The 20,574-nt window shown below is 46.1% G+C and carries 16 protein-coding genes; 9 read left to right on the top strand and 7 right to left on the bottom strand.

The window, feature by feature from the left end:
- Positions 1–67: 67 nt before the first annotated feature.
- The 5 genes from GC130_RS25585 to GC130_RS25565 all read left to right on the top strand — a co-directional run bounded on the left by GC130_RS25585 (position 68) and on the right by GC130_RS25565 (position 5,286).
- Complete coding sequence (locus tag GC130_RS25585) at positions 68–1,741, top strand: hypothetical protein (RefSeq protein WP_152001218.1); 1,674 nt, start codon at positions 68–70, stop codon at positions 1,739–1,741.
- A gap of 239 nt (positions 1,742–1,980) precedes the next feature.
- The gene (locus tag GC130_RS25580) at positions 1,981–2,550 is read left to right on the top strand and encodes a TlpA disulfide reductase family protein (RefSeq protein ID WP_193218016.1); all 570 of its coding nucleotides are present in this window, start codon (positions 1,981–1,983) and stop codon (positions 2,548–2,550) included.
- Between the two features lie 363 nt (positions 2,551–2,913).
- Positions 2,914–3,774, top strand: a complete 861-nt coding sequence (gene rfbA, locus GC130_RS25575; protein ID WP_152001216.1) for a glucose-1-phosphate thymidylyltransferase RfbA — start codon at positions 2,914–2,916, stop codon at positions 3,772–3,774.
- Positions 3,771–4,328 carry a dTDP-4-dehydrorhamnose 3,5-epimerase gene (gene rfbC, locus GC130_RS25570; RefSeq protein ID WP_152001215.1) on the top strand — a complete coding sequence of 186 codons (558 nt, stop codon included), beginning with the start codon at positions 3,771–3,773 and terminating at the stop codon, positions 4,326–4,328. The genes rfbA and rfbC overlap by 4 nt, the downstream gene beginning before the upstream one ends.
- A 10-nt stretch (positions 4,329–4,338) precedes the next feature.
- The gene (locus GC130_RS25565; protein WP_152001214.1) at positions 4,339–5,286 is read left to right on the top strand and encodes a UDP-glucuronic acid decarboxylase family protein; all 948 of its coding nucleotides are present in this window, start codon (positions 4,339–4,341) and stop codon (positions 5,284–5,286) included.
- 49 nt (positions 5,287–5,335) lie between these two features.
- On the opposite strand, the gene GC130_RS25560 is transcribed toward GC130_RS25565, so the two are convergent.
- Both GC130_RS25560 and GC130_RS25555 read right to left on the bottom strand, forming a co-directional pair.
- Positions 5,336–5,872 carry a hypothetical protein gene (locus GC130_RS25560; RefSeq protein WP_152001213.1) on the bottom strand — a complete coding sequence of 179 codons (537 nt, stop codon included), beginning with the start codon at positions 5,870–5,872 and terminating at the stop codon, positions 5,336–5,338.
- 85 nt (positions 5,873–5,957) lie between these two features.
- A complete protein-coding gene (locus tag GC130_RS25555) occupies positions 5,958–6,893 on the bottom strand; it encodes an MBL fold metallo-hydrolase (RefSeq protein WP_370455850.1) in 936 nt (311 codons plus the stop codon).
- An 18-nt stretch (positions 6,894–6,911) separates the two neighbouring features.
- Between GC130_RS25555 and GC130_RS25550 the strand changes: the two genes are divergently transcribed.
- Positions 6,912–7,403, top strand: a complete 492-nt coding sequence (locus GC130_RS25550) for a PaaI family thioesterase (RefSeq protein WP_152001212.1) — start codon at positions 6,912–6,914, stop codon at positions 7,401–7,403.
- Here the strand turns inward: GC130_RS25550 and GC130_RS25545 are convergent, their stop codons facing one another.
- The 3 genes from GC130_RS25545 to GC130_RS25535 all read right to left on the bottom strand — a co-directional run bounded on the left by GC130_RS25545 (position 7,404) and on the right by GC130_RS25535 (position 15,061).
- Positions 7,404–8,873, bottom strand: a complete 1,470-nt coding sequence (locus GC130_RS25545; protein WP_152001211.1) for a glutamate synthase subunit beta — start codon at positions 8,871–8,873, stop codon at positions 7,404–7,406.
- A 4-nt stretch (positions 8,874–8,877) separates the two neighbouring features.
- On the bottom strand, positions 8,878–13,392 hold the full coding sequence (gltB, locus tag GC130_RS25540) for a glutamate synthase large subunit (protein WP_152001210.1): 4,515 nt from the start codon (positions 13,390–13,392) through the stop codon (positions 8,878–8,880).
- A gap of 544 nt (positions 13,393–13,936) precedes the next feature.
- Positions 13,937–15,061, bottom strand: a complete 1,125-nt coding sequence (locus GC130_RS25535) for a DUF1864 family protein (RefSeq protein WP_152001209.1) — start codon at positions 15,059–15,061, stop codon at positions 13,937–13,939.
- A 386-nt stretch (positions 15,062–15,447) separates the two neighbouring features.
- Here GC130_RS25535 and GC130_RS25530 point away from each other — a divergent pair, with 386 nt between their 5' ends.
- Positions 15,448–15,879 carry a hypothetical protein gene (locus GC130_RS25530; RefSeq protein WP_152001208.1) on the top strand — a complete coding sequence of 144 codons (432 nt, stop codon included), beginning with the start codon at positions 15,448–15,450 and terminating at the stop codon, positions 15,877–15,879.
- Positions 15,880–15,949: 70 nt separating this feature from the next.
- On the opposite strand, the gene hemB is transcribed toward GC130_RS25530, so the two are convergent.
- Complete coding sequence (gene hemB, locus GC130_RS25525; protein ID WP_152001207.1) at positions 15,950–16,924, bottom strand: porphobilinogen synthase; 975 nt, start codon at positions 16,922–16,924, stop codon at positions 15,950–15,952.
- A gap of 128 nt (positions 16,925–17,052) precedes the next feature.
- On the opposite strand from hemB, the gene GC130_RS25520 reads away from it, so the two are divergent.
- The gene (locus GC130_RS25520; protein ID WP_226940609.1) at positions 17,053–17,871 is read left to right on the top strand and encodes a murein L,D-transpeptidase catalytic domain family protein; all 819 of its coding nucleotides are present in this window, start codon (positions 17,053–17,055) and stop codon (positions 17,869–17,871) included.
- Here the strand turns inward: GC130_RS25520 and GC130_RS25515 are convergent.
- On the bottom strand, positions 17,824–19,500 hold the full coding sequence (locus GC130_RS25515) for a murein L,D-transpeptidase (protein WP_193218015.1): 1,677 nt from the start codon (positions 19,498–19,500) through the stop codon (positions 17,824–17,826). The genes GC130_RS25520 and GC130_RS25515 overlap by 48 nt on opposite strands.
- Before the next feature lie 55 nt (positions 19,501–19,555).
- On the opposite strand from GC130_RS25515, the gene lgt reads away from it, so the two are divergent.
- Positions 19,556–20,359, top strand: coding sequence for a prolipoprotein diacylglyceryl transferase (gene lgt / locus GC130_RS25510; protein WP_152001205.1), 804 nt, complete (start codon positions 19,556–19,558; stop codon positions 20,357–20,359).
- Positions 20,360–20,574: the final 215 nt, after the last annotated feature.

Raw genomic sequence — 20,574 nt, 5'->3', positions numbered from 1 at the left:
GAATGATATGGCGCCGGAACGTAAATGTCTGGGAGCCCGATACGGATTTTTCATTATCTTCAATCATATGAAAAACCTACAACCCTACCTGCTTCTGTTGTTAACAGGGACTTTCCTTTTTTCCTGCTCACAACCTTCGCCCTATAACCCGGAGCTAACCAGTGCCGACAGCCTGGCATTGAAGCAGGCCGCTATCAATGGCCAGCTGGTGAACGAGGGTCTCGAGCGCAGCCGCAAGTTTGTGACCGACTGGCTGGCCCATGCCGACTCAAGCTCTGGCCTCATTCCCCGCAACCTCAACGAGAGCAAAGACATCTGGAATTCCTGGGATGCCGCTGCCGACAACTACCCTTTTATGGTACTCACAGCGGCTTTAACGGACGATTCCCTTTTTCGTGGCAGAATGCTCGACATGCTACACACCGAAACACAGCTCACTTCCCGCATTGATCGCTTGCCCGACACCTACTCGTTTTCCAAACAAGGCTTTGACAAGCCCGAGCCAGATTTGAACAGCATCATGTTTGGCTCGTCGGAGTATATCAAAGATGGGCTGCTACCACTCACCGAGTGGCTGGGCGCCAGCCCCTGGTCGGAGCGAATGATCGGCATTCTCGACGATATGTGGAAATATGCGCCGGTGGAAACACCCTATGGCAATATTGTGTCCACCAATGTGGAGGTGAACGGTGAAATGCTACAGGTGCTGTCCCGGGTGTATTGGATGACGGGCGATCAAAAGTATTTGGACTGGGCCATTCGCCTGGGTGACTACTACCTGCTTGGAGAGCACCACCCGACCAGAAATTTTGAATCGCTCAGGTTGCGTGACCATGGCTGTGAAATCGTATCTGGCCTCTGCGAATTGTATGCCACGGTGAATGCTGCCGATCCGGCAAAAAAGAAGGTCTATGAGCCACACATTCACGAAATGTTGGGCAGGATACTGGAAGTGGGGAGAAATGATGACGGACTTTTTTATAATTCCGTCAATCCTCAAACTGGAGAAGTATTGTCGGCGGGCACGGCGGATAACTTCGGGTATAATCTCAATGGCTTCTACACAGTTTATCAGATCGACTCTACGGACACCTACCGGGAGGCCACACTGAAAGCACTTAATGCATTGAGTGGCAACTACAGAAGCTTTGACTGGGAAACCGGCTCTGCTGATGGTTATGCAGATGCCATTGAAGGGGCACTGAATCTTTACAACCGTGAACCAGTCGCCTCCTCGGCCGAATGGATCGATAGTGAGATGCAGGTGATGTGTTCGATGCAGGACTCCAGCCACAGGGCCAACACAGAGCAATGGCGCTTATCCGGCGTGATTGAAGGCTGGCATGGTGACGGCAACTTTGCCAGAACTACCATTATGTACTGCCTGTGGAAGACACAAGGGATGACAGTGGCACCCTGGCGGGCTGACATGCGACCAGGAGTAGTGAGGAACGGAGACAAACTGTTGATCAGTGTGACTGTCGACGCCGATTGGGAGGGCGTTCTTAAGTTTGACGTGGCCAGGCACCAGGCCAATATGCACATGCCGTGGGATTGGCCCCGGATCAACCAGTTTCCGGAGTGGTTCACTGCTGAAGAAGGCATGCAGTACAAATGGATTAATTTGGAAGATTCAGGCGAAAAAGCATTTTCCGGCAAGCAGCTAAGCGATGGGGTCAACGTTTCCTTGAAAAAAGGCGTCAATCAGTTTAGGTTGAAGCAGGCCGCTGACCAAGACTAGCTGTTGGCCAATTCAGTACATGTTGTTATTAACCATGATGTCAGCTTCATAAGTACGGCTATTGCCAGACGTGGGGTTTGCCAGAAGTCATAAAAAGGATAATTATGAGATATTTTTTGGCATTAAAAGGTCTTTTTTTTCTAGTAATACTATGTATCGTCACGTGCTCGCTTTCTTTGGCTCAGAAAAAGAAAACGGTGTATCTGGACACCCTCGAGCGCCCTGTTGAATTCTTACAAATGCTTTCTATAAGAAATACGGGCCGGTACAAATGGTATACCGACGACACTGATGAAAAAATTCGCTACCAAAGATGTAGTCCTACCTCAAAAGAAGAATTTGATAGCCTGGTAGCCAGAACGGCCTATAAATTGGTTATCAGCGAAAAAATAGGAACGCTGTTTACCTACTTCGACTTTGTAGATGTCGATGGCAAGGTTTATAAAAAGAGTGATCTCCAAGGTAAAGTGCTGGTTATCAACTTTTGGTTTGTTGGCTGCGCACCATGCATGGTAGAAATGCCGGAACTGAATCAGCTGTATAATAACTATAAAAATAACCGTCAGATCGTATTTCTGGCTTTAGCCAAAAGTTCGGAAGCCAAGGTGCGCAGATTCCTGGAACGCAAAACATTTTACTACCCTGCTGTGTCGATGACTGACGAGGTAAGAGAGGAGTTTAGAATAACAGCTTTTCCAACAAATTATGTTGTTGATAAAAATGGAATGCTGACTTTCGCAACCCAAGGGATAGGTGCCGGGGCTGTTCATCTGTTGAAGACTCATATTGCGTCTACGTTGGAGCAATAGAAGAAATTGAATGGCTTTGTTAATCATTTTAATTCATGACTCAAACACTTTTTATAGGCTCTTTTTTAATTCTCTTGTTGATTGGAGGGATTCTATTCCACAAAAACGTCAACGGTACCTTTCTGATAGTTTTTGTCCTTTCCAGCACTCTAGTCTTGGCCCGAAGGATCCACTTAGGCCTGAAACCGTGGTGGGGCGGAGACCTAAAAGATATTCCGAAGTATTTTCTCATGAAGAATAAGCCGGAAGGTAAAGTATAGCAATGCGCACTATTTTTCTTCAAAAGAATATAACAAAACACCATCTCAACGATTTTTTTAACAGGTATTGCTAATTTGCATGCCACAATGTCTTCAAGATAAAATGAAAGGTATCATTCTAGCTGGTGGATCTGGCACTCGTCTTCACCCACTCACAATTGCAGTCAGCAAGCAAATTTTGCCTGTGTATGATAAACCAATGATCTACTACCCATTAAGCACTTTGATGCTTTCCGGGATCAGAGAAATACTTATCATATCCACACCTCACGATCTTCCTTTATTTAAAAGCCTTCTTGGAGATGGCAAGAGCCTGGGGTGCGAGTTTTCGTATGCTGTTCAAGAAAAACCGGAGGGCCTGGCCCAGGCCTTTATTATCGGGGAGTCATTTATCGGTAACGATAAGGTGGCACTTGTGCTCGGGGATAATATTTTTTACGGATCGGGAATGGCCAAGCTGCTGCAAAGCAAAAGTGACCCTGACGGCGGTGTCATTTTCGCCTACCACGTAACAGACCCGGAACGTTATGGCGTAGTCGAATTTGATGAGAATCTCACGGCTATGTCGATTGAAGAAAAGCCGGCGAAACCTAAGTCGAATTTTGCTGTGCCGGGTCTTTATTTCTACGACAATAGCGTGGTAAAAATTGCCAAAGAGCTGAAACCCAGCCCCAGAGGGGAGCTTGAGATCACTGATGTAAACAAAGTGTACCTGTCGCAGGGGAAATTATCCGTTGGCATTCTCGATAGGGGTACCGCCTGGCTGGATACTGGTACCATCGTTTCACTGATGCAAGCCGGGCAGTTTGTTCAGGTAATAGAAGAAAGGCAAGGATTGAAAATTGGCTGTATTGAGGAAGTCGCTTACAAAATGAAATTTATTGGGAAAGAGCAGTTGGCAAAACTAGCCAATCCTTTGGTGAAGAGCGGCTATGGTGGCTACCTATTAAACCTTATTAAATGATTATCGAAGAAACCAGGTTTCCAGGATTGTTTGTTATTCAGCCCAAAGTATTTGAGGATGAAAGAGGCTACTTTTTCGAAAGCTTCAGTGCAGTCAATTTCGAAAAAGCAACCGGCATCAAAGCCGACTTCGTTCAACACAATCAGTCAAAATCGTCGAAAGGAGTTCTGCGAGGACTTCACTTCCAAAGGGAACCTTACACACAGGCTAAATTGGTTCGAGTACTCTCGGGAACTATACTAGATGTAGTAGTCGATTTGAGAGAGGGCTCTCCGACTTACCAGCAACACTTTAGTATCGAGATGAGTGCCGAGGACAAAAAACAGCTGTTTGTGCCCCGGGGATTTGCCCACGGGTTCGTCATCCTTTCCGAAACGGCTGAGTTTTTTTATTGCGTCGACCGGCCATATGCACCAAACTTCGACGATGGCATACGATTCGACGATAATTCATTAAACATCGATTGGAAGCTTGATAAATTGTCGCTGATTCTTTCAGAGAAAGACAAAGCCCTCGGATCGCTAGCAGATGCCGCAGGTAAGTTCAAATTTTAATTCAGCTAAAATGGCAAAGAAAAAGAAAGTATTGATCACTGGCGGAGCAGGATTCCTTGGTTCCCACTTGTGCGACAGGTTTCTAAAGGAAGGCTACGATGTAATTGCGATGGACAATCTCATCACGGGGTCTCTCGAAAACATAGAGCATCTTTTTAAAAGAGAGGACTTTGTGTTCTATCATCACGACGTTTCGAAATTTGTCCATGTCCCAGGCGATTTGGACTATATTCTTCACTTTGCTTCACCAGCAAGCCCAATCGATTACCTGAAAATGCCTATCCAAACCCTTAAGGTGGGTTCACTTGGCACGCACAATTTACTGGGCCTGGCCAAAGCAAAGAATGCGAGAATTCTTATAGCCTCTACTTCAGAAGTTTATGGCGACCCGTTGGTGCACCCACAAACTGAAGACTACTGGGGCAATGTCAATCCCGTAGGGCCAAGAGGGGTTTACGATGAAGCCAAACGTTTCCAGGAAGCTATTACTATGGCTTACCATACCTTCCACGGACTGGAAACACGTATCATAAGGATATTTAACACTTACGGCCCCAGGATGCGACTAGATGATGGCAGGGTGTTGCCAGCCTTTATTTCTCAGGCGTTAAGGGGTGAAGATCTCACTTGCTTTGGTGATGGCTCTCAAACCCGTTCTTTCTGCTATGTCGACGATTTGGTTGAGGGTATTTACAGGCTGCTCTTAAGCGACTACCCACACCCCGTGAATATCGGCAACCCAGACGAAATCACTATAAAGCAATTTGGTGAGGAGATTATCAAGCTGACCAATGCCAACCAAAAGCTTATTTTCAAGCCCTTGCCAACGGATGATCCGAAGCAACGGAAGCCCGACACAACCAAAGCCAGAGAAATTCTCGGGTGGGAGCCCAAATTCTCCAGGGCTGAAGGGTTGAAACCAACATTAGAATACTTTAAGAACAAAGTGCTGAAATAGGCACTTTGCTCTTTATCGAAAATGCGGGCAAACTGTTTTTTCTTAGGGGTCAGGAACCGGGTTTTATCCAGTTAGATATCGTATACCGCAAAGCGGCCACGCTGTCAATGGGATTAAACTCCTTTTCGGAGATAAAGAAGAGTTCATGCTCCTTGTTGTTGCTTGCCCTGAGGTATATCCGGTAGTTGTGTTGCTTTTGGTTGTTGGAAAAAGCGGATACGTCCCCTTCGGAAACCTCGTAGTTCACTTCAATCGCCGTAATTTCTCTGAACGGATAAATATTCTTCCCCCCAAAAAAGGAGCCTTTTAGTTCGAAGGTTCCCTTTTTAAAGTCAAATACAAACCTCTTTCTCTGGATGTATTTGATCAGTGGAACCAAAAGAATTCCAAAACCAAAAAGGAAGAATATTGAAGAAAACAGGCCCCCTATCAATAGGAAAGTGCCAAGAAGAATAAGCGCCAGGTTGGCAAATTTGGAAAAGCTGGCTTTGCTTCTGAATACCTGGACGGAGTTTAAATCTTCATAGACGTATCCGTGTCGGGCAACAAGCTTTTGAAGATCGAATGGTAAACTAGTATTAGCCATAGCATGAAAAAAATACTCCTTTGAGAAGCGAACTTAGTTAAATATACGACTTTAAACCCTACTACTGTTTCTCTTTTTTCGAGAATTATCTAGCCATTTTCTTTTTGATCCAATAGCGCATTAATCCTGCCACACTCATCCAGGCAGGATTGGCTGCCTCATATTGCTCGATTTGCCGGTCGGTCAAGCCCCGCTGCCTCAAGCCATCTGCCACAAACCCCTGGAACATCGGAGTCATGGCTTCTGCCTCCATTCCCTCTTCCATCCGGCTCCGGATCCACAACGCCCACTTGTCCAGCGCCGACTCCAGGTCATCGAGATGTTTGTCAACATCTTTTATCACTCCAAAATGAGTAAGATAGAGCTGTGAAACCCCGGCGGCCTTTATTCGCTCAATGGAGCCTTTCCAGTTTTCAACGTTGATGTCGGGAGGCGGGCAAGGAGGAACCACCGGCCCATTTTCTATTTTCACACCTGCCACATCGCCGGAAAAGAGGGTGTCATTTATTTGCCAGGCAATATGGTGAACAGCATGCCCGGGCGTATGCAACGCTTTGATCGCAACTCCACCTATTTCGATGGTTTGTTCGTCGTTTACCGCCACCAGCTGGCTTTCGTCAATGCTGTGCATTTGCCCCCACAGGTAATCCATTTTATCCTGATAGATGCGCCTTGCCGACTCCATCAGCTTCGAAGGGTCAGCCAAATGCTTTACTCCGAATGGATGAACATAGACGCTCGCACCCTTTTGGGCAAAATACCAGGCAGCTCCCGCATGGTCAAGGTGAATATGTGTCAGAAAAACGTGTTTGACATCCTCCGGGAGAACTCCGTTTTCCGTTAATCCTTTCTCCAATGACTGAATAGAAGAATGGGGGCCTGTTTCGATCAAGACCGGGCCTTTACTTGTTTTGATTAAGAATGACGAAATAGTTTTCTCGAGCCCAAGAAAGTGAAGATCCAATATTTTAACATCAAGCATAACAGCACCGGGGTTCAATGAAATTAATAACTTCGCCACTAAAATAACGATTGGAAAATGGAAAATCAGCTACCTGAGTACTTTCAGGACTTTATGCCCGAGAATGTTTGCTTTGGATGTGGTATACACAATCCCAATGGGTTGCAAATAAAGAGTTACTGGGAGGGGGAAGAGGCGGTATGCAAATGGGTCTCGGAAGAAAAGTACCACGGCTGGCCCAACCTGTTGAATGGTGGTATTTTAGCTACCCTTATTGACTGTCACTGTATGGGCTCGGCCATGGCGCATGCCTACAAACTGGAGGGAAGGCGGCTGGATTCTATGCCTGAATACAGATATGCCACTGGCACTTTGAACGTCCGGTACCTGAAGCCAACTCCCAACGATCAAACGATAGAACTGAGGGCCCGGATAAGCGAAGTAAAGAATAGAAAAACTGTTTTCTACTGTGGGGTGTTTGTCAATGGGCTAAAAACAGCGGAGGCCGACGTTGTTGCCATACGGGTGTATGACAGCAGTCAGCCTCCTACTGAAAATGCTTTCAAATAGCTAGATAAGCTCTGAAATAGAAGATGCGTCTTTTGCTTCCAGATCGCTTGAGCCCATCAAATGAATATCTATAGCCCTGGCGGCCTCACGGCCCTCTGAGATCGCCCAAACAACAAGGGACTGGCCTCTGCGCAAGTCGCCGGCCGCAAAAACATTCTCTAAAGATGTTTTGTAATCGGTAGCTGCCACATTTCCCCTTTCATCAAGGGTCACTTTCAGCTGATCAACCAACCCTTCCTTCTCCGGGCCCACAAAGCCTACCGCCAGCAAAGCCAGTTCGCAAGGGATTATTCTTTCAGTGCCGTCAACCTCAGCAAAGCCAGCCCTTTCGCCTGGTTTCGCTGCCTTCCATTCGATATTCACACACTTCACACCTGCCAGGTTGCCGTCCTTATCACCCACAAATTCCTTGGTTAGCACAGCCCAGTCTCTCTCACAGCCTTCTTCGTGTGAAGACGAAGTCCGTAATGTCATTGGCCACTCAGGCCAGGGGTTATCGATGGCTCTCGACTTTGGCGGCTGGGGAAGCAACTCAAGCTGAGTAACGGACTTGGCCCTGTGCCTGTTGGATGTTCCCACGCAGTCAGAACCGGTATCACCACCCCCAATCACCATCACATTTTTGTCTGTAGCCAAAATCCTCTTCTCCTCAATCTTTTCATCAGAGACTTCTTTGTTTTGCTGTGTCAGGAATTCCATGGCAAAATACACTCCTTTCAAGTCCCGTCCGGGAATTGGGATATCTCTAGGAATGGTAGAGCCACCTGCCAGCAAGATACTGTCATACTTCGACTGTAGTTCCTTAGCTGTAATATCAACACCTACGTTCACTCCACATTTAAATTCAATTCCCTCTGCCTTCAACACCTCAACACGGCGCTCCACAACCCACTTTTCGAGCTTAAAGTCGGGGATGCCATAACGCAAGAGTCCACCGGGCTGAGCCGCTCTTTCGTACACGGTTACTGTATGACCAGCCTTGTTAAGCTGCGCCGCTGCCGCCAGGCCAGCTGGCCCCGAACCAACCACAGCAATGGTTTTACCGGTTCTTGTTTTAGGTGGGTTCGGCTTTATCAGACCCAGTTCGAATGCCTTTTCCGCTATCGACTTCTCGATGTGCTCAATAGCTACCGCAGGCTTGTTTATTCCCAACACGCACGATCCTTCACAGGGTGCAGGGCATATCCGCCCTGTGAATTCAGGAAAGTTATTGGTGCTGCCAAGTATCTCGGCGGCCAGCTCCCAATCCTGCTGGTAGACGGCGTCGTTGAATTCTGGAATATTATTTCCCAATGGGCATCCAGTGTGACAAAACGGAACGCCGCAGCTCATGCACCTGGCAGCTTGTTCCTCTGTTTTCTCGTCAGCAAACTCGTCGTATATTTCTTTGTACTCGTTGATGCGCTGCTTGGGAGGCTTTGCAGTTGGCAGCTCCCTATTGTATTCTAAAAAACCTGTTACTTTTCCCATGATCTTAAACTGCTTGACGGATTCTACGCTTATTGGCATTGGCCAAAACTTCCTTGTACTCTTTTGGCATCACTTTGATAAACTTACCAATATGCCTGTCCCACTCTGATAAAATCATTTCAGCCTTTTTGCTTCCCGTGAACTTCACATGATTTGTCACAAGTGTTTTAATTGTGGAAACGTCCTGATGATCTATTGAATCGAATAGCACCATTTCCATGTTGCACAACTGCTCAAATTCTTCTCCCGGAGAATAAACATAAGCAATACCTCCACTCATTCCGGCAGCAAAGTTCTTTCCTGTAGGGCCGAGTATTACAACTCTACCCCCAGTCATGTACTCACAGCCATGATCGCCCACTCCTTCCACAACGGCGTTAGCACCAGAATTTCTGACGGCAAACCGCTCGCCAGCCATACCATTGATATAAGCCTCTCCCGTAATGGCTCCGTAAAGGGCCACGTTGCCTATTATGATCTGCTGGTCGTGCACAAACTGCGTACGTCTGTCAGGAAAGACTATCAGCTGGCTGCCGGAAAGCCCTTTACCAAAGTAGTCGTTGGCCTCCCCTTCAAGAACAAATTTCAGTCCTGATGCTCCAAAAGCGCCAAAGCTCTGGCCAGCTGACCCCCTGAAGTTTATCCTTATTGTTCCTTCCGGAAGCCCCTCTTCGTTGTATTTCTTCGAAATTTCATTCGAAATAAGCGCTCCTACTGACCTGTTGATATTCACTATCTTCAACTTGCCTGAAGAGAACTGACCGGTGTCCAGTGAAGGCTGTGCAATTTTTAAAAGCTTCCAATCCAGTGCCTCGTTTAGTTTATGCTTTTGTGCAATTGAGTTGTAAGCGGTTTCTCCCTGAGCTGGCTCAGCATATTTCAATACAGGGCTCAAATCAATTGTAGCGGCCTTCCAACCAGGTAGTTTGTCTTTCACCTGAAGCATATCAGCACGGCCGACCATCTCGTTGATTGTTCTGAAGCCTAAAGAAGCCATTATCTCTCTTAGCTCCTCCGCCATATATGTAAACAAGGCAATCACTTCTTCGGGGTTACCGGTGAAGAGCGCCCTCAAATCCGGGTTCTGGGTCGCTACACCAACAGGGCAGGTGTTCAGATGACACTTTCTCATCATAATACAGCCCATGGTAATCAAAGCGGCCGTAGAAACGCCCCACTCCTCAGCACCCAGCATTGTAGCTATGGCAATGTCTCTTCCCGTCCTTAACTGGCCGTCGGTTTGCAGTACCACTCGGGAACGTAGCCTGTTTTTCACGAGCGTTTGATGTGCTTCTGCCAAACCAAGTTCCCATGGCAAGCCGGCATGCCTGATCGAGCTTATTGGAGAAGCTCCGGTACCGCCGTCATAACCAGATATAAGAATGGCGTCAGAAAATGCCTTTGCCACACCAGCTGCAACAGTTCCAACACCTGCCTCCGAAACAAGCTTAACGTTGATCCTCGCTTCCCGATTGGCATTTTTAAGGTCGTGGATAAGCTGCGCCAAATCTTCAATTGAGTAAATATCGTGGTGCGGGGGCGGTGAGATAAGACCAACACCCGGCGTAGAGTTTCTAACACGTCCTATCCAATCATCCACTTTGTGACCCGGTAGCTGCCCACCCTCACCTGGCTTTGCACCCTGAGCTACCTTGATTTGAAGCTCGTCAGCATTGCTGAGGTAGTAAGACGACACACCAAACCTGCCAGACGCTACCTGTTTGATAGCCGATCTCATGTAGTCCCCATTTGGCTTGCGCTCGTAGCGGATTGGATCTTCACCACCTTCCCCACTATTACTTTTTCCACCAATCCGGTTCATGGCAATGGCTAATGTCGTATGGGCTTCAAAAGAGATAGAACCAAATGACATAGCTCCGGTAGCAAACCTTTTGAAGATTTCCTCCTTTGGCTCCACCTCTTCGATAGGAATAGCCTTGCCAGCCTTAAATTCTAGTAAGCTCCTGAGCGTAATGGCCTTCTCTTCTTGTTTATTGATCTTCTCAGCGTACTTTTTATATAAGTCGTACGACTTAAGCTTAGTAGATTTTTGAAGCAAGTGGATTGTGTCGGGGTTAAATAAGTGAACCTCTCCCCGGCGCTTCCACTGGTAGATTCCTCCCTCTGGAAGTCGCTTTGTTTGGTTCGACTCCGTGAATGCCAGCTTGTGCTTGGCCAGCGTTTCCCGTGCGATGCCATCGAAACCTAGGCCCTCAATTCTGGAAATAGTGCCGTAGAAGCATTTGTTTACCACAGCACTGGAAAGCCCAAGTATTTCGAAGATTTGAGCTCCCTGGTAAGACTGAAGAGTAGAAATGCCCATTTTCGACATTACCTTCAAAATTCCATCACCTATGGCTTTGATGAACTTGGCGTTTGCCTCCTGAAAGCTCAAGGGTTTATCAAGCTTTTCACTTTTCACCAACTCGGCAATAGTATCAAGCGCCATGTAAGGATAGATAGCACTGGCACCAAAGCCAACAAGAGTCGCAAAATGATGCACTTCCAGGGCGTCGCCGCATTCCACGATCAGACTTGCCTTGGTGCGTATTTTGTTCTTTACAAGGTGGTTTTGAACTGCTCCCAGCGCCAGCAATGATGGTATGGCGGCTCTGTTCTTACTTAGGTTTCTATCACTCAGCACAAGGATGTTGGAACCTTCAGCAATGGCCTTTTCGGCCTCTTTGCAAATTTCGTTGACCCCTTCTTCAAGCCTGCCTGCCTTGCCGTCTGCGTTGAACAAGATATTTATAATCTTGTAGTTATAATGCTTGTGATCCCACTGAAGCAGCTTTTCAAAGTTTGACTTGTCCAGAACGGGCTGCGATATATGTATCTGCCTGCAATGCTCAGGCGTTTCGGCCAAAATATTCTTTGAGGTACCCACCCTGGTGAACAATGACATCACAAGCCGCTCCCTGATGGGATCGATAGGTGGGTTACTTACCTGAGCAAACAACTGCTTAAAGTAGAATGAAAGGTGTTGAGGCTGGTTAGACAAGACGGCAACAGGGGTGTCGGTCCCCATAGAGCCGAGTGGCTCTTTTCCATCTTCGACCATCGGCTTAAGGATGGTTCTCACGTCTTCGTTGGAGTACCCAAACGCCAACTGCCTCGTTTTCAATTGGTCGTCCTCAAACGACGGGTGCAAATCCTTGGGCTCGGGCAGCAGTCTAAGCTTTGTTCTATTGCCTTTAATCCACTCGGAATAGGGCTGCTTGTCAAAAATCTGCTGTTTGATCTCTTCGTCAAACAACACCTTTTTTTGCACCAGGTCAACCATTACCATTTTTCCCGGCTGCAACCTTCCGTTGGAAATAATTTTGGAAGGGTCGACGGGGTAAACTCCAACCTCCGAAGCCAAAATGATCAGGCCATCGCTGGTTACTGTATAGCGAGCTGGCCTTAGGCCGTTTCTATCAAGCGTAGCACCTATTCTCAAACCATCAGTAAAGCATACTGCTGCGGGGCCATCCCAGGGCTCCATCATCGACGCATGAAACTTATAGAATGCCTTTCTGTCCTCATCCATCAGAGGATTGTTTTGCCAGGCTTCAGGAATAAGCATCATCATTGCATGCTGTATGCTCCTGCCAGAGAGCACCAAAAGCTCCACCATGGCGTCCAGATTGGCAGAATCTGAATCGGCTGAATCACAAATGGGTAGCAGCCACCGCATCTCCTCTTTGGTAAACAACGAAGACTCCATCAGCGCCTGCTTCGACTTCATTTTGTTCACATTCCCTCTTATGGTATTTATTTCACCATTGTGCGCAAGAAAACGAAAGGGCTGTGCCAGCTTCCATTTGGGGAAAGTATTGGTGGAAAACCGGGAGTGAATCATGGCAAAGGCTGACGTCAGCCTTTTGTCTCTCAGGTCTGTATAGTAAAACCGCAGTTGATCCGTACGCAGCTGCCCTTTGTAAACCACTTTAAAAGCAGAGCACGAGGCTATATAGAAATCGGGATGTGATTTGGCAATGAAGTGAGTGGCCTGGTTTTTAAAAACGTATAGTTTTCTTTCTAATACCATTGAGTCTTCCAAAGGCTCCTTTGGTACCAGAAAGTAGTGATACATGTCAGGCTCTGTTTGCCGGGCCGACAAACCTATTCTGCTATTGTCGGTGGGTATTTTTCTGCGGAAAACAATATTAAACTCCCTTTCAGTGGCGATTTGCTTTAGTTGACTAACAGTGTCCTCTCTTCCCCTTTGGTCTTTTGGAAGAAAGAGTGTAACCACGCCATATTTACCCGGGGCCGGAAGTTTGACTCCTGAAGCCAGCGCCTCTGCTTCAAAAAACTCATAGGGCACCTGAAACTGAATACCAGCCCCATCTCCGGTTTCTGGCTCAGCGCCGGTAGCCCCCCTGTGCTCCATGTTTTCAAGCATGGATATAGCACCAGTAATAATCTCATTTGATTTATGGCCATTGTAATTGGCAAGAAAGCCCATACCACAATTGTCGTGTTCGAGCTCCGGGCAGTACAAGCCCTCACGTTGTTTTTTTATTTCTTCCATACTTAGGATGTCTAAAAACGTTCAAGATGCATTTAGCAAAAAGCAAATGGCGATGCCTTTTTGGAAAAAGGCCAATTATCATCTTGGGGTTAATGCGAAGCCGTTTTTATGAATTTGTCAAAATGAGAGGCGAACCAACCAATTTTGTTGTGAAATTCACAATTTAATTATCACGGTAATATGAAAATACGGAATTTCTTGAATGATTCGCAACAAATACGAAAAATTATTAAAAATCAGCAAGCCTCACGTTGCGATGAAAAGATGCATTTAAAGCGCTTTCCCTCCTTTTTGAAAAATCGTTAAGAATGAAGCTCTTTTTATGAAAATACTCACAGTGGGTAGAATTTTAGTCGTAAAAATTCATAATTGTGTAAATTTTCATTTTCAAGGGTAAAAAAAAGACCTAAAACTTTCTCATTTGCATTTTTTTAGAAAACTTTGGGTCATATTTGAAGCAGAAAAAGAATTCTTCATGATTTTTGTGTAAGGATTTGCCATAAATAAATTAGGGTGTTGTTTAAGCGTGAAAAGGGTGATTAATTTAGTCACCTTTTTTTTTTGTGTCGTCTCTCATCGATTTCAGAAACGATGACAACTCAGTTCCCCCAGTGCCAATTACCCCTTCTTCTGCTTTTGCCTGCGCAATTATATACTCATGCGCTATTTTGAAATGCTCTGTCCTGAAGTCATGGATTGTCTCTACAGCCTTATCGTAAAAGAACCGGAGTGTCGATTCCGAACTACAATAGTCTTTCAGGGGAGATCCTTGTTTTAGCTTTCTCACAATCGTGGCATGCTGCGGAGGCATGTAATTAAGCATATCTTTCATGTATGCCGAAGACTTAGGCTCCATGTGCTCAATCCCCATTCCTGCGTCCAAAAACTGCAGGACAGCACTTTGAGCAGCACTCCCACCGTGCCAGCTCTCTGTCACTGTTCTCCCTCCAAGGTCATACCTGACATCCTTGAAAGAGCTGAGAAAAGGCCGTATGCTGGAGTAAAAAACTGAAGGGTTACACTTCTCTTTCATCCTCTTCAGCGTCGTGGTCATCATCCTCACTGAGTTCCTGACTACTTTCAGTTGTTGGAGAATGTTCTCAGAGTTTCTCGTGGTGGTGTATTCCAGCGCCAGGGCAACGGCAGCAATAGCTTCTGCAGCCTGCGATTCAATCTCCACGGTGACCATATAGAACCACTTCTCATCTTCAGTTCTGGTGAATGTTACCAGAGGCTCAATGTTACCCAATGACACCACCCCCATATTGCCTATTCTTTTCCAGTTAGCAAGCACAGCGGATGCATGCGATAACACGGGGGGCCTTCCTAAGCGAGTGGCGATGTATCGCCATGGAACGGATATATTTCTGGGGATCAGTGGCGAAGTATCGGCAGATGTATGAACTATGGCGCTTCCCAAAAATGAAAGCACCAGCATGGCCCTTTCCATTTCGCCTTTGCTGCTTATTCTGCCCGGGTCTTTGAATGGTAATTTGCCTGCCTCTTCGGCTACGCTGCCGTTTTCTATCCACTCTGGCAAATGGAGTGCAGCCTGGTCCCAGGGAGCAAAATAGGACGAAAGGCTTACTTCAGGAAACGGAGTCAAAAGAAATCCGTAGTCAGGGTCGACGCCATGTTCAACCAAAAAAAATTTCCAGTCTGTTACCATTAGCTTAATTAAAGTTCAATGATGGAAGGTGTAACTTTTCACAAGTTATCGGGTACTATAGATATAGCCAACAATAGCAAGGGGGAATTGTCAACGATTTGTTCAGGTTCGGGCCGGAGGCATTTTAACTTTTTTTAACACAATGCAACCAACTAATCCTGATGCGCATCGTATATACAGCAACCAAGAGGTAGTGCCCAACCGTAAATGATTCTCCAGTACTAATGCTCAAGGCATGTTTTTAAAATGGGAGCTAAAATAAAGTGAAGTATTGACGCAACCCGAACGGAGAATAACCGTCTTTAGTGAAGATTTGTAAGAGGATCTGAATAGCATAATCAATCGGAAACTAATGTGTGACTATTGAACACTTAAATTTTCGTGCTATGAGAAACTCAGTAAAAAGGACACTAGTGGCTGGCGTTATGAGCCTGTCACTAATTGGAATGACAAATTTGGTTTGGGCAGCAGGCCCAAAAGAGAAAAATGAAAGCAGGGCAGTGCAAAAGGCCAGGGAAATGGTTGAGGAGTCGGCCTACCATGATTGGAAAACACTGGCAAAAGCAGCTGAAAGGTGCATTGTGATTGACAAAAACCTGAAGGAAGCTTACGACTGGCTTTCAATGTCAATAGACCTCAATGAGGCGGTTTACAACCTGACAGTGTTGGGGGACTATTACCTCAAAAATGACTTGCCCGTCAAGGCAATGAACACCTACCTGAAAGCGTTAGGTAAGGGTAGAAGCGAAATAGAAGATTTCGATGGGCGTGAACTAGAAAGTAAAGTATGGGTGGTGAGAAACATCATCTACCCTTAAAGATAACAAGTAGTAGAATCCTCTTACGGGAAAGCGCCGGGTAAATTATCCGGTGCTTTTTTTATTTTGTTCACTGCTTTTGAAGCTGAGCAAACTCCCTGGCAAAATAGCTTAATATAATGCTGGCCCCTGCTCTTTTGATACTCAAAAGGGACTCAACCATCGCCTTCTCCCCATCAAGCCACCCATTTTGCGCAGCAGCCTTAATCATGGCGTACTCTCCACTCACATTATACGCCGCTATTGGCAATGGAAAGTTATCTTTAAGCAGCCTGATCACATCAAGGTAAGCCAGCGCAGGCTTCACCATCAATATATCAGCTCCCTCATTATAGTCCAGTTCGGCTTCCACGAGGGCTTCGTTCCGATTAGCCGTATCCATCTGGTAAGTTTTTTTGTCTCCGGCTTTTGGAGCCGAGTCAAGCGCATCTCTGAATGGACCGTAAAAGGCACTTGCATACTTGGCTGTGTAGGCAAGGATAGACGTATTGGTATATCCTGCGTCATCCAGCATCTCCCTTATGTACCCAACACGGCCATCCATCATGTCGGAGGGGCCAATAATGTCAGCTCCGGTGCCAGCCTGAGCAACGGCCATTTTTCCGAGTATCTCGAGGGTTTCGTCGTTTACAATTTGCCCATCTTTTACTAACCCGTCATGTCCGTCGCTGCTATAAGGATCCATAGCAACGTCAGTCATGAGGCAAGCCTCAGGAAATCTCTTTTTAATCTCGCTCAGCGCCCTGAGGTAAAGCCCTTCACCATTTAGGCTCTCGGTAGCGTACTTATCCTTCTTTGAATCGTCGATGGCTGGAAAAATCGCAAATGTGCGAATACCTAACATCAGGCATTCCTCGATTTCTTTCAAAAGGACATCCAAAGAAAAACGGAAAATCCCAGGCATAGACTTTACCTCCACTCTTTTCCCGGCTCCCTCTATGACAAAAAGTGGAAAGATAAAGTCTTTGGTAGAAAGCCTTGTTTCCTCCACCATTTCCCTAATTACGCCCGATTTCCTGTTTCTTCTTGGTCTTCTTGAAAGCATCGTCAATCAATATTTTTACAAATATAACAGGCCAAAAAGGTAAGTGAGCAGAAACCTGAAAGATATTGGTGCCGCCGTCACTTTGAGTGGAATATTGCGCTTCAAAAATATTCTTACATCAAAGGCCTGTGAACCATTCCGTTATCTACATTTGTTTCGTGATGGTGGCCTTTATGACGAGAATTTTCATTGCACTTTTGTTCGTTGCATCCGGAGTAGCTTTTGCTCAGGAAAAGAGTCTGGAGGATGAGTCAGCCGACTTTTCGCCTGATAGGCAACTACTTTTGTACTACCAATCGTTTGCCAGTGATGAGTCGATGCCCGACTTTGGTCTTTTTAAACTTGCTGTTACCGGTTACCTCAACCTGAAAGACAGTGATCGCATTACTCAGGACGATATTGTTACTATTATAGATTTTAGAAAGCCTTCTAACCAAAAAAGACTTTGGATAGTTGACCTGAAATCGAGAAACGTGCTGTATCATACCCTTGTTGCGCATGGCAAAAACACGGGCAATCTCTATGCAGAATCGTTTTCGAATGTACCCAACTCCAACACAAGCAGTCTTGGCTTCTATACCACTGCACAAACTTACGTGGGCAAACATGGGCTCTCCCTTCGTTTAGATGGGCAGGAAAAAGGGTTTAACGACAAAGCGAGAGAAAGAGCGATTGTGCTTCACGGCGCTGACTATGTAAGCAAAGACTTTGTGAAAATACATGGTCGGCTTGGTCGAAGTTTTGGCTGCCCTTCGGTTCCTATGGCTGTTCACAAGGAAGTGATCAACACCATCAAAGACGGAACGGCCCTCTTTATATTCTACCCCGACAAAAACTATCTCTCCAAAAGCAAATTGCTTCAACCAACCAATTTGGTTGCCCAGGTTCAAAAATTGACGTCAGAGCCTGCTGCCAATGCTGCTGCCAACCTCGGGAGTTCCCGATAGGCCTTTGGCTATCCTGGCATCACGTTCGTATACATCCACACCAAAGCGAAGACTGTTACTTTCGCTTACCCACGCAGTGAGGTAGAGTATGTGAACATCAAGTGGCTTCGGCAAAGTGATGGTAGTTTCTACCCTCGTTTGCACGATTTTCCCAATCTCCTCTCTGGTATACTTAGTGCCTGCTAAAAGGTAGGCAGCCATGTTTAATGGGTTTTTTAACCTGATACACCCGGAGCTGAACGCTCTTTCACTTTTATTGAACATCTCCCGACTCGGGGTGTCATGTATGTAAACACTGTAGGGGTTTGGAAACATAAACTTCACATCTCCCAAAGCATTTGAGGGGCCCGGTGGCTGGCGTAGCATATAGGGAAAGTTGGTTGAAGAAACATTTGGCCAGTCTACATCTGCCAACGGCACTTCAGTTCCATCACTCCTCAGCACCTTTAAACCTTTTCTTGTGATTACAGATGGATCCTTTCTGGCCTCCGGAAGAATATCGGATTTAAGAATAGTTGGGGGCACAGTCCAGGTGGGGTTAAGTACCAGATATGTCATTTTGCTGCTAAACACGGGGGTCTTCCTATAGGTTTTACCAATGATCACTTCCGAGTCATACGTCCTGGAGGCCTTGTCGAATATCTCAAGTTCAAAACTTCCAAGGTTGACAAGTATGTAGCGTTCGCCAAGATCTTCGGGCAACCATCTGAGTCGCTCCATGTTGATCTTTATATCCTGGGTGCGTTTCACTGCCGGGACATTAAGTAATTCCACGGTCTTTACTCCAGCCACACCATCTGCCCCTAACCCATTTCGGCGTTGAAATATCTTTAGGGCTGCTTCCAGGTCATCGTCGAAAAAAGGCGACATGTTGCCATCTTTAATTTCTACGTTCGATCCCATGTACAGTCGTCTCTTGATGGCCACTACTCGCTCACTACTATCTCCCTTTTGAAGCTTATCACCAGCAGGCACGTTTGGAAAGCCTCCCTTTGACACCACCTCACGGTAGTAGTCGAGAAAAGACTTGAGTATCGTGTACTCCGGCAGGCTGGGAGCCAGCACTTGGGTGTACTCTCTTAGCTTGCCCGACTCCACCGCCTCGGTTAAATAACCGGCAAAGTCGAAGCTATTGGTTTTTCGTTTTGCTTTCCACTCGGGGTCGGCAGTCTCGGGGTTCAACTTTCCATAGTAAAGGTGAGAGGCGTACAAGAAGAAGGCGTCGGAAAGCAAAAGCTCTAATTTAATAAGCTCAAAACGACCGACCGAATCATGCCGGATGGAGTGATTAAGCGACTTCAATATATGAGCATAATGATAGTCGTCAGGTGCTAGTCCTTCTTCCTCCGCATCGCCGATGATGCTCAGCATCTCCTTGGCTTTTTGGTATTTGTCCCTGGTTGTTATCCAAAGTGGCTGAAAGTCTCTGCTTACATAAAACTCAGGCAAGGTGTTGATGCAAAAAACTGGCTCTTCGCCAAGCCTCATTTGCCCATATGCCTGGGCTGTTTCCAATCGCAAGCGGATGGCTTCAGCCAACTCATCATTGCTAAAATCGTGAGCTGATATCTTGGGAGCTATGAAAAGAAAGCTTAGGAAAACGAAAAAGAAAGCGTTACGAACGAGCATTTTGATAGATTTGTAAAACGAGTGCCTCTTTAATATACGATAATAAACGCAATAAATGCATCCAGAATTCATTTCATTCGAGCTTTTTGGAAAGCCGGTCACCATCCACTTTTACGGTTTGTTGATCACTCTTGGAGCAACATTGGGCTATTTTTACGCTGCCAGGACTGCCAGGAAGGAACTTGGGATCGAGTCAGATGTCATTCAAGGACTCGCAAGATGGGTAATTATTGCCGCCTTTGTTGGGGGGAAATTGTTCTATTATTTCGAGTCACCTGCCTACTATTTTGGCGAACCGGCCAATATGTTAAAAAACTTTCGAACAGGTTTCGTTTTTTACGGTTCCCTCATTTTTGCCATTCCGACCGTCATTTGGTATTTCAGAAAGCACAAACTACCGTTTTGGCCCATGATGGATTTGGTAGCTGTTACGGGCTGCATCGTTCACGTTTGTGGTAGAATGGGCTGTTTTTTTGCTGGCTGCTGCTACGGCAAGCCAACTGACATGCCGTGGGGTATTAGCTTTTCCGACACCCTTTCACAAGCCAAACCACTAAATACTCCGCTGCACCCGACACAGCTTTATGAGATCTTTCTCATTCTTTCTATTTTGGTAGTGCTGCTAATGTTCAAACGGCACAAACGGTTTGAGGGACAGTTGTTTTTTCTGTACATCATGATGTACGCTGTTGGCAGGTCGGTTACAGAAATATTCAGGGGTGATATCCGAAGGGGGTTCATTATTGAAAATGTACTTTCACATTCTCAGCTTATCTCTCTTGTTCTGATTTCCCTGGTAGGCATTTTCTACTACCGGTTCTCCAAAAAACAAAAGCCTATCGTCAAGCGGAAGCCCTGACTCTCACTTTTAATGCCTTCTTATGAATGTTGATTTCAAAAGGTGGGTGGCCCAAAAGCTCCCCGTCGATATGCATCCATTGCTTTTTCCTGACTTCCGCACTTTTTTATAAGATTATCGAAAATCCTCAATTAAGTTAAAATAGAGGGGTTTTTGACGGTGTCTTGGGTGTCCCAGAGAGGCTTTTGCTAGCTTTATGCATGTTCATACGCCAA

It is taken from the genome of Imperialibacter sp. EC-SDR9 (assembly GCF_902498805.1).
Lineage (GTDB): Bacteria > Bacteroidota > Bacteroidia > Cytophagales > Cyclobacteriaceae > Imperialibacter.
The sequence above is the reverse complement of the archived record's forward strand: the minus strand, read 5'-3'. Positions and strand labels throughout refer to the sequence as shown.

Excerpts from the sequence above, each read along its gene's own strand:
- hemB (WP_152001207.1), bottom strand. The coding sequence starts at position 16,924 with ATGCTTTCAAGAAGACCAAGAAGAAACAGGAAATCGGGCGTAATTAGG.
- GC130_RS25515 (WP_193218015.1), bottom strand. The coding sequence starts at position 19,500 with ATGCTCGTTCGTAACGCTTTCTTTTTCGTTTTCCTAAGCTTTCTTTTC.
- rfbA (WP_152001216.1), top strand. The coding sequence starts at position 2,914 with ATGAAAGGTATCATTCTAGCTGGTGGATCTGGCACTCGTCTTCACCCA.
- rfbC (WP_152001215.1), top strand. The coding sequence starts at position 3,771 with ATGATTATCGAAGAAACCAGGTTTCCAGGATTGTTTGTTATTCAGCCC.
- GC130_RS25545 (WP_152001211.1), bottom strand. The coding sequence starts at position 8,873 with ATGGGAAAAGTAACAGGTTTTTTAGAATACAATAGGGAGCTGCCAACT.
- GC130_RS25580 (WP_193218016.1), top strand. The coding sequence starts at position 1,981 with ATGCTTTCTATAAGAAATACGGGCCGGTACAAATGGTATACCGACGAC.
- GC130_RS25585 (WP_152001218.1), top strand. The coding sequence starts at position 68 with ATGAAAAACCTACAACCCTACCTGCTTCTGTTGTTAACAGGGACTTTC.
- GC130_RS25565 (WP_152001214.1), top strand. The coding sequence starts at position 4,339 with ATGGCAAAGAAAAAGAAAGTATTGATCACTGGCGGAGCAGGATTCCTT.
- GC130_RS25530 (WP_152001208.1), top strand. The coding sequence starts at position 15,448 with ATGAGAAACTCAGTAAAAAGGACACTAGTGGCTGGCGTTATGAGCCTG.
- gltB (WP_152001210.1), bottom strand. The coding sequence starts at position 13,392 with ATGGAAGAAATAAAAAAACAACGTGAGGGCTTGTACTGCCCGGAGCTC.
- GC130_RS25560 (WP_152001213.1), bottom strand. The coding sequence starts at position 5,872 with ATGGCTAATACTAGTTTACCATTCGATCTTCAAAAGCTTGTTGCCCGA.
- lgt (WP_152001205.1), top strand. The coding sequence starts at position 19,556 with ATGCATCCAGAATTCATTTCATTCGAGCTTTTTGGAAAGCCGGTCACC.
- GC130_RS25550 (WP_152001212.1), top strand. The coding sequence starts at position 6,912 with ATGGAAAATCAGCTACCTGAGTACTTTCAGGACTTTATGCCCGAGAAT.
- GC130_RS25535 (WP_152001209.1), bottom strand. The coding sequence starts at position 15,061 with ATGGTAACAGACTGGAAATTTTTTTTGGTTGAACATGGCGTCGACCCT.